This is a genomic window from Phenylobacterium sp. (genome assembly GCF_016793285.1).
Lineage (GTDB): Bacteria > Pseudomonadota > Alphaproteobacteria > Caulobacterales > Caulobacteraceae > Phenylobacterium.
Genome location: NZ_JAEUMO010000118.1, coordinates 1 through 7992 on the forward strand (window position 1 = coordinate 1; position 7992 = coordinate 7992).

Below are 7992 nucleotides of genomic sequence, written 5' to 3' on the forward strand. Positions count from 1 at the left end.
CGAGTAGGCGGCGAACTGGGCTCCGGCGGCGCGCGACTGCGGCCGGAAGGCGTAGGCCTTCTCGTCGGGGTCGACGATCCAGGTCGAGCCGGCGAACAGCCCGGCGTTGCCGATGTGGTCGAAGTGGCTGTGCGAGACCGAGATGAACTCGATGTCGGCCGGTTCCAGGTCCAGCGCCTTCAGCCCGCCCAGCAGCGCCTCCTTCGACGCCGGCGTGCCGGTATCCCAGACGAGGTCGCCCTTCGGGTGGCGGATCAGGTAGCAGGGAACGACCAGGGTCCGCGACAGGCCCTTGTACGACCCGTCGTCCGCGAAGCCGTCGGCGTTCGGGACGGGCAGGCGGCCGCAGTCGATGGCGTAGAGTTCGAGCTGTTTCGGCGGCGCCTTGGCCGCGTGGGCCGCGCCTGTGCTGAGCAGCGTCAGGGCCAGGACGGAACCGACGAGGCGCGCGGCGCCCCGAAAACCTGCATGCATCTTCCCACCCATCGCGCTCTTTGCGGCGTCGGCGCGACCTTGCCGCATGCGGGGCGAGGGCGCTAGCGGCCGACGAGGCAGGCCAGCGCGATCAGCACCGGCACGATGGCCACCATCCAGACGCCACCCCGCGCCAGGTCGGCCGGCCGCACGCCCGGCACACCCACCGCCAGCGCCAGCCAGGGCGGCCCCGGCACGATGTAGCCGCCGCCCGACGCCAGGGTCACCGCCACGGCGAACGGGACGGGATCTGTCCCCAGCGCGGTCGCCACCACCACGGCGGCGGGGACCGCGATGGCGGTGCAGGCGAAGTTGTTTACCACCTCCGTCAGGAGCGCGAAGCCCGCCACCAGCCCCAGGAACGCCAGCCAGACCGGCGCGCCTGCCAGCCCGCCCAGCGGGGCGGCCAGCCACCTGGCGAGCCCCGTCTCGTTGAGGCCCGCCGCCAGCACGAACGCAGCCCCCATCACGAAGAACACCGACCAGGGCGCGGACCTGGTGTCGTCCCAGCTCAGCAGGCGCTCGCCCTTCGCCGCCCCGCTCGGCAGCAGGAACAGCAGCAGCGCCGCCGTCAGCACGACCGCCGCGTCGGTGACCTGCGGCAGGTACGGCTTCGCCCAGGGCAGGGCGATGAGGCCCAGGAGCGCCAGCATGGCCACGGCCAGGACGCGGCCCTGCGGCCCGGGCGCCTCGTCGCCGCCGTCCAGCGCCGCGACCAGCGTCGCACGGTCGGGCAGGGCGACGCGGAAGCGGAAGGCCACGCCCACGATCACCAGCCACGCCACCGCGAGGCCGGCCGCGGCGAACGGCAGGCCGTAGGTCAGCCACTCGGCGAATTCGATGCGGTAGCCGGTCTGTTCGGCGATGAGGCCCGCGCCGATGGCGTTGGCTGGCGCGGCCACGAGGCTCGCCTGGCTGCCGATGCCGGCGCCGTAGGCCACCGCGATGGCGACGGCGCGGGTGAACTGGCGCGCATCGTGCGAGTCCGGGTCGTCGCGCAGCGCCGCGGCCAGCACGGCCACCGCCGCCTGCAGCATGATGATCGTGACGATGGTGGCGACCATCCACATGCCGATGAGCGCCGAGGCGATCATCAGCGCCAGCACCAGCCGCCGTGGCCCGCCGCCGCCCAGCCGCACCGCCACGCGGGCCAACCGGCGGTGCAGGCCGTACTTGGCCAGCGCCACCCCGATCATCGCGCCCCCGAACACCAGCCCGATCAGCGGCGAGGCGTACCAGCGCGCGACCTGGTCGGCCGGCGCCACGCCCAGCAGCGGATAGAGGATGAACGGCGTCACCGCCGTCACGGCCAGCGGCAGCGCCTCGGTCAGCCACCAGATCAGCACCAGGGCCAGCACCGCGGCGACCCGCCAGCCCTCTGGGCTGAGACCTTGCGGCGCCGGCGCCAGCACCATCAGCGCGCAGACGGCCGCGCCGGCCGCCAGCCCCCAGACCTTCATCCGCCCCTCCGCGCGCCCGTGCGCCGTGACCCCGTGCGTCGTGACCCCGTGCGCCGGCGAGGCTAGGCGGGGTGGCCGGAATCGTCATCCGCTTTCCGGCCTGTGGCTTGCGAGGGACGACGATGGCCGACGAGACGCCCACGACACGGCTGATGGGGCTGCTGCTGGGCGGGATGGCCGCACAGGTGGCGCGCACGCTCGCGGAGCTGCGGCTGGCCGACCGCATGGGCCATGACGCGCACCGCGCCGGCGACCTCGCCGCATCGGCAGGCGTGGCCGCCGATGCGCTGGAGCGCCTGCTGCGCGCGGCCGCGACGCTGGATCTGGCCGTGCTGGAGCCCGACGGCCGCTTCCGCCTCACGGACCTTGGCGCCCGGCTCGGCGACGGTCCCGGCGGCTTCGGCCCGATCGCGCGCAACTATGCCGGCGACGACATCTGGCAGAGCGTCCGCGGCCTGCACGAGACGGTGCGCGGCGGCCTGCCCGCGGTGACCCATCAACTGGGCGTCGGCGCCAGCTTCGACCTCTACGCCCGCGATCCGGCGCTGGCCGCGGAGTTCGACGCGTCGATGGCCGCGATGGCCGACGCCACCGGCCCGGTGACGGCGGCGGCCTATCCGTTCGCAGGGCTCGTGATCGACGTCGGCGGCGGCGTCGGTCGGCTGATGGCGCAGATCCTGGCGGCGCATCCGCAGGCCCGCGGCCTGGTCTTCGACCTGCCGCCCGTGGCGGAGAAGGCGCGGGCGTTCATCGCGCAGGAGGGCCTTGCCGGCCGTTGCGAGGCCGTCGGCGGCGACGCCTTCGACGCCGTGCCCGGAGGCGGCGACGTCTACGTGCTCTCCGCCGTGCTGCACGACTGGCCCCCTGAGGCGGCGCTGAGGCTGCTGCAATCCGTCCGCCGCGCCATGACCCCGGCCGCGCGGCTCGTGCTCGTCGAGCGCGTGCTCGCCGAGCAGCCGGCCGCCGGCGTCCTCGACCGCAACGACGCCATGATCGACCTTCTGATGATGGTCCGGAACGGCGGCCGCGAACGCACCGAGGCGCAGTACCGCGACCTGCTGGCCGAGGCCGGCTTCGAGCTCCTGCAGGTGATTCGCACCGCCGCGCCGCGCCGCCTCATCGAGGCCAGGCCCCGCTAGACCATGCCTGCCTTGCGGAGCGCCTGGTACGAGCGGATGACCCGTTGCAGGCGGTGCTCGCCCGCGCGGTCGCCGTTGTTGGCGTCGGGGTGGAGCTTGCGCACCAGCTCGGTGTAGCGGGCGCGGATTTTCGGGCCGTCGGCGTCCTCGTCGAGGTCGAGGTCGGCCAGCGCGTTGCGCTCGATCTTGCCCAGGCTGCGCCCCTGCGGCTCGGGCCGGCGCGCCTGCGCCCCGCCGCCGCCGAACATGTTGAACGGGTCGCGATAGCCCTGGCCGGCGCCGAACTTGGCGGTGAAGGCGGCGCTCTCGCGGCTCATCCGGCCGGCCTTCATCTCCCAGGTGGGACGGCCGCCGGTCATCATCTCTTCCTGCTGGCGGCGGCGGACCTCGGCCTCGGGCAGGCCCGCGAAGAAGTTCCAGTTGCGATTGTATTCGGCCGCGTGCGGCTGGCAGAACCAGTAGTGCTCGTGCAGCAGGTCGCGGGCCTTCGGCGCCCGCGCCGTCGCCGCCCGGCGGCAGCCGGGATGGTCGCAGGCGCGTTCGCCCGGCTTCAGCGCATGGACATCCTCCGCCGACGCGTCGTTCTCGGACGGCGGCCGGATGCGGATATCCACGAACTTGGGCTTGTATTGAAACGCGCCGGGCATGCGCGGAGTATGAGGCGCAGAAACTTCCGTACAAGAATTGAAGGTGTCGCCGATGGGCGCCATATTTGATGCCATTCAGGAGAAGCTGACGGCGGCCTTCCAGCCCATACGGCTGGAGATCGTCGACGACTCGGACCGGCACGCGGGCCATGCCGGCGCGCGCGAAGGCGGCGAGAGCCATTTCAACGTGACGATCGAGTCGCCGGCGTTCGCGGGCGTGGCCCGCGTGGCGCGGCAACGCCTGGTCTACCATGCCCTGGCCGACGAACTGGCCGGGCCGTTGCACGCGCTCTCGGTCAAGGCGCTGGCGCCGGGCGAGGGCTGACCTAAACTGCGCTCGTCCCCGCGCATGCGGGGAGCCAGACTTGCTGCTCCAGCGTGGCCGGCCTCGGTCGCGGCGCCGGGGAGGCGAGAGACAAGAAAAGCCTGGGTCCCCGCATGCGCGGGGGATGAGCGGGTGAATGAGGAGGGGACGGGTTGCGGACGACCATCACCGTCAACGGCGAGGCGCGGTCGCTCGACCTCGACCCACGCACGACGCTGCTCGACGCGCTGCGCGAGATCCTGAAGCTCACGGGCGCCAAGAAGGGCTGCGACCACGGCCAGTGCGGGGCCTGCACGGTCCTGGTCAACGGCGTGCGGATCAATGCCTGCCTGTCGCTTGCGGTCATGCACGACGGCGACGAGGTCGTCTCGATCGAGGGGGTCGGCACGCCCGACAGGCTGCACCCGGTGCAGGCGGCGTTCCTGAACCAGGACGCGTTCCAGTGCGGCTACTGCACGCCCGGCCAGATCTGCTCGACGCTGGGCCTGCTGGCCGAGCTGGAAGCCGGCCAGCCCAGTCAGGAGACGCCGCCGGGCGCCCGGCCGGAACTGACCGACGACGAGATCCGCGAGCGGATGAGCGGAAACATCTGCCGCTGCTCGGCCTATCCGCAGATCGTGGCGGCCATCCGCCAGGCCGCGGAGCAGATGGCGTGAAGGCGTTCACCTACGAGCGGGCGGAAAGCCCTGCGGCGGCCGCCAAGGCCGCAGCGCTGACCAGGGGCGCGCGCTTCATCGCCGGCGGCACGAACCTGCTGGACCTGATGAAGCTCGAGATCGAGCAGCCCGCGCACCTGATCGACGTCGGCCGTCTGCCCATGGCGGCGATCGCGCCCACGCCCGAGGGCGGCCTCACGATCGGCGCCGCGGCGACCAACACCGCCGTCGCCGCCGATGCGCAGGTCCGCGCGCGCTACCCGGTGCTGTCGCAGGCGATCCTGGCCGGCGGCTCGCCGCAGCTTCGCAACAAGGCCAGCGTCGGCGGCAACCTGCTCCAGCGGACCCGCTGCGCCTACTTCTACGACACCTCGAAACCCTGCAACAAGCGCCAGCCCGGCTCGGGCTGCGGCGCGCTGGAGGGCCTGAATCGGAACGCCGCGATCTTCGGCGCCAGCACCGCCTGCATCGCTACCCACACCTCGGACATGGCCGTGGCGCTGGCGGCGCTGAACGCCCGCGTCGAGACCGTCTCGCCGTCGGGTGACGCCCGCTCGATCCCGGTGACGGACCTGCACCGCCTGCCCGGCGACATGCCCCACGTCGAGACCGTCCTCGTGCCGGGGGAACTGATCACCGCGGTGACCCTGCCGCCGCCGCCGGCCGGCGGGCAGGCCTACCGCAAGGTCCGCGACCGGGCGTCCTACGCCGGCGGCCTCGCCAGCGTGGCGGTGGCCGGCGGGAACCTGGCGTTCGGCATGGTGGCCCTGAAGCCATGGCGCGCGTCGCAGGCCGAAGGCGCGCTCAAGGCCGGGGCCTCCCCCGCCGAGGCCATCGGCCGGGAACTGGAGGGCGCGAGCCCGCGGGGCCGCAACGACTTCAAGATCCCGCTGGTCGCCCGCCTCGCCGCGGCGGCCGTCGACGAAGCGCGAAACAACAAGATGGGCGGGAGGGGCGCATGAGCTCGGTCACCGACTGGGAAGCCACGCCCAATCCGGTCAAGGCGAACCGCGCCGGCCTGATCGGCAAGGGCGTCGATCGCTACGAAGGGCCGCTGAAGGTCACGGGCACGGCGCCCTATGCCTACGAGGTGCAGCCGCCGTCGCCGCCGGCCTACGGCGTGATGATCGGCGCCACCATCGCCCGCGGCCGGGTCGCCGGCGCCGACCTCGCGGCCGCGAAGGCCTCGCCGGGCGTACTCGCCGTCTGGACGCACGAGAACGTCCCCGCCCAGCCGGCCAAGGGCGCCAAGGCCCATCCGCGGAGCACCGCGGGTTCGAGGCCGGCGCTGGATGGCGACCAGGTCACCTACTGGGGCCAGCCGGTGGCCTTCGTGGTCGCCGACACGCTGGAGAACGCAGTCGCCGCCTCGCATCTCGTGCAGCTCAGCTACGACGCCGAGACCCCGAACGTGGACTTCCAGGGACGCCTGATCGACGCCGTCGACCCGCCCGGCGAGAAGGACGTCGAGGTCGGCGACTTCGAGGCCGGCTTCAAGACCTCGCCGGTGCGGGTGGACGAGACCTGGACCACGCCGATCCAGAACCACTGCCAGATGGAGCCCTGCGCCTCGCTGGCCTGGTGGGAAGGACCCGACCGCTGCGTCGTCCACACCTCGGTCCAGATGGTGAAGCCGGCCCAGCACGGCCTGGCCGAGACGCTGGGCATCGGGCGCGACGACGTCCGCCTGCTGACCCGCTACATCGGCGGCGGCTTCGGCGGGAAGGGCCAGACCTACGACGACCTGACGCTGGCGGCGCTGGCCGCCCGCGAACTGGGCCGCCCGGTGAAGGTGGCCTTCACGCGCCAGCAGATGATGCACGGCACGATCCACCGTCCGGCGACGCTCCAGCGCGTTCGCCTGGGCGCGGAAAAGGACGGCCGGCTGAACGCCTTCTCGATCATGACCTGGACGCACTGCCACTCGGACGGCGCGTTCACGGAGCACGCCTCGAACTTCGCCCGCGCCCTCTACGCCGCGCCGAACCGGCTGACCGGCCACCGGCTGGTGAAACTGGACCTGCCGCATGCGGGCCCGATGCGGGCGCCCGGCGAGGCTTCGGGCACCATGAGCCTCGAGGTGGCCATGGACGAACTGGCCGAGAAGCTCGGCATGGACCCCGTCCAGCTCCGGATCGTCAACGAGCCCCCGGTCGACCCGGAGAACGGCCGCCCGTTCTCGCAGCGCCAGCTTGTCCGCTGCCTGAGGGAGGGCGCGCAGCTCTTCGGCTGGGACCGGCGCCTGCCGACGCCCGGACAGGTGAGGGATGGGCGCTGGCATGTGGGCCTGGGCATGGCCGCCGCGATCCGGGGCAACTTCCTCCTGCCCGCCAAATGCAGCTTCTCGGTCGACGCCGAGGGGACCATCACGGTCCGGCAGGGCATGACCGACATCGGCACCGGCACCTACACGGTGCTGGCCCAGATCGCGGCCGAGACGCTGGGCGTGCCGCTGGGCAAGGTGATCGTCGAGATCGGCGACAGCGAGCTGCCCCCCGCGCCCGGTTCCGGCGGCCAGTTCGGCGCGGCCACGGCCGGCTCTGCGGCGCTGGCGGCCGGCGTGAACCTGCGCCGCGCCATCGCCGAGCTGGCGGTCGGCGACGCCGGCTCGCCGCTGCACGGCGGCGACCCCGAGGCGGTGACCTTCCAGGACGGCGTGATCGCGCTGGAGAACCGCTCCGAGACGCTCAGCGACCTCATCCGCCGCGCGGCGCCCGAGGGCATGACCGTGGAGGGCGAGATCCGCCCGGCCCAGGACGCCCAGCGCTGGAGCACCCAGACCTATGGGGCGCACTACTGCGAGGTCGGGGTCGACGTGGTCACCGGCGAGGTGCGGGTGCGCCGGATGCTGGGGGTTTTCGCCGCCGGGCGGATCCTCAACGCCAAGACCGCCAAGAGCCAGCTCACCGGCGGCATGATCTGGGGTGTCGGCGCGGCGCTGACCGAGGGCAATGCGGTGGACCACCGCTACGGCTCGCTGATCAACCAGGACCTGGCCCAGTACCTCGTGCCCGCCCAGGCCGACATCGGCGACCTCGACGCCATCATGCTGGACGAGGTGGACGACAAGGCCAACCCGATGGGCATCAAGGGCGTGGGCGAACTCGGGAACTCGGGCGCCAGCGCTGCGGTGGCCAACGCCATCTACAACGCCGTGGGCGTGCGGGTGCGGGACTATCCGATCACGCCCGACAAGCTGCTGGCGGCGCTGATGGCGAAGGGGCTCTGAGATCCGGCGGTCTCGTTCCGCCGATCGCCGTTCCGCAGAACAGCTATGCGGAAACGGGAATA

General features: G+C 72.8%; 8 protein-coding genes. 5 read left to right on the forward strand and 3 right to left on the reverse strand.

What is annotated here, in order from left to right; all coding sequences use genetic code 11:
* On the reverse strand, positions 1-474 hold a 474-nt coding region (locus JNL41_RS11620), incomplete at its 3' end, for an MBL fold metallo-hydrolase (RefSeq protein WP_293475085.1).
* Between the two features lie 62 nt (positions 475-536).
* The gene (locus JNL41_RS11625; protein WP_293475087.1) at positions 537-1934 is read right to left on the reverse strand and encodes an SLC13 family permease; all 1398 of its coding nucleotides are present in this window, start codon (positions 1932-1934) and stop codon (positions 537-539) included.
* A 122-nt stretch (positions 1935-2056) separates the two neighbouring features.
* Between JNL41_RS11625 and JNL41_RS11630 the strand changes: the two genes are divergently transcribed.
* Entirely contained in the window at positions 2057-3073 is a 1017-nt protein-coding gene (locus JNL41_RS11630) for a methyltransferase (RefSeq protein ID WP_293475089.1), read from the forward strand.
* On the opposite strand, the gene JNL41_RS11635 is transcribed toward JNL41_RS11630, so the two are convergent.
* Positions 3070-3720 carry a DnaJ domain-containing protein gene (locus JNL41_RS11635; RefSeq protein ID WP_293475091.1) on the reverse strand — a complete coding sequence of 217 codons (651 nt, stop codon included), beginning with the start codon at positions 3718-3720 and terminating at the stop codon, positions 3070-3072. The genes JNL41_RS11630 and JNL41_RS11635 overlap by 4 nt on opposite strands.
* Before the next feature lie 52 nt (positions 3721-3772).
* Between JNL41_RS11635 and JNL41_RS11640 the strand changes: the two genes are divergently transcribed.
* The 4 genes from JNL41_RS11640 to JNL41_RS11655 all read left to right on the forward strand — a co-directional run bounded on the left by JNL41_RS11640 (position 3773) and on the right by JNL41_RS11655 (position 7930).
* A complete protein-coding gene (locus JNL41_RS11640; protein WP_293475098.1) occupies positions 3773-4045 on the forward strand; it encodes a BolA family protein in 273 nt (90 codons plus the stop codon).
* 152 nt (positions 4046-4197) lie between these two features.
* Complete coding sequence (locus JNL41_RS11645; RefSeq protein WP_293475093.1) at positions 4198-4701, forward strand: 2Fe-2S iron-sulfur cluster-binding protein; 504 nt, start codon at positions 4198-4200, stop codon at positions 4699-4701.
* A complete protein-coding gene (locus tag JNL41_RS11650) occupies positions 4698-5663 on the forward strand; it encodes a xanthine dehydrogenase family protein subunit M (RefSeq protein WP_293475095.1) in 966 nt (321 codons plus the stop codon). Before JNL41_RS11645 ends, JNL41_RS11650 begins: the two co-directional genes overlap by 4 nt.
* Entirely contained in the window at positions 5660-7930 is a 2271-nt protein-coding gene (locus JNL41_RS11655) for a xanthine dehydrogenase family protein molybdopterin-binding subunit (protein ID WP_293475097.1), read from the forward strand. The genes JNL41_RS11650 and JNL41_RS11655 overlap by 4 nt, the downstream gene beginning before the upstream one ends.
* The last annotated feature ends 62 nt before the right edge of the window (positions 7931-7992 follow it).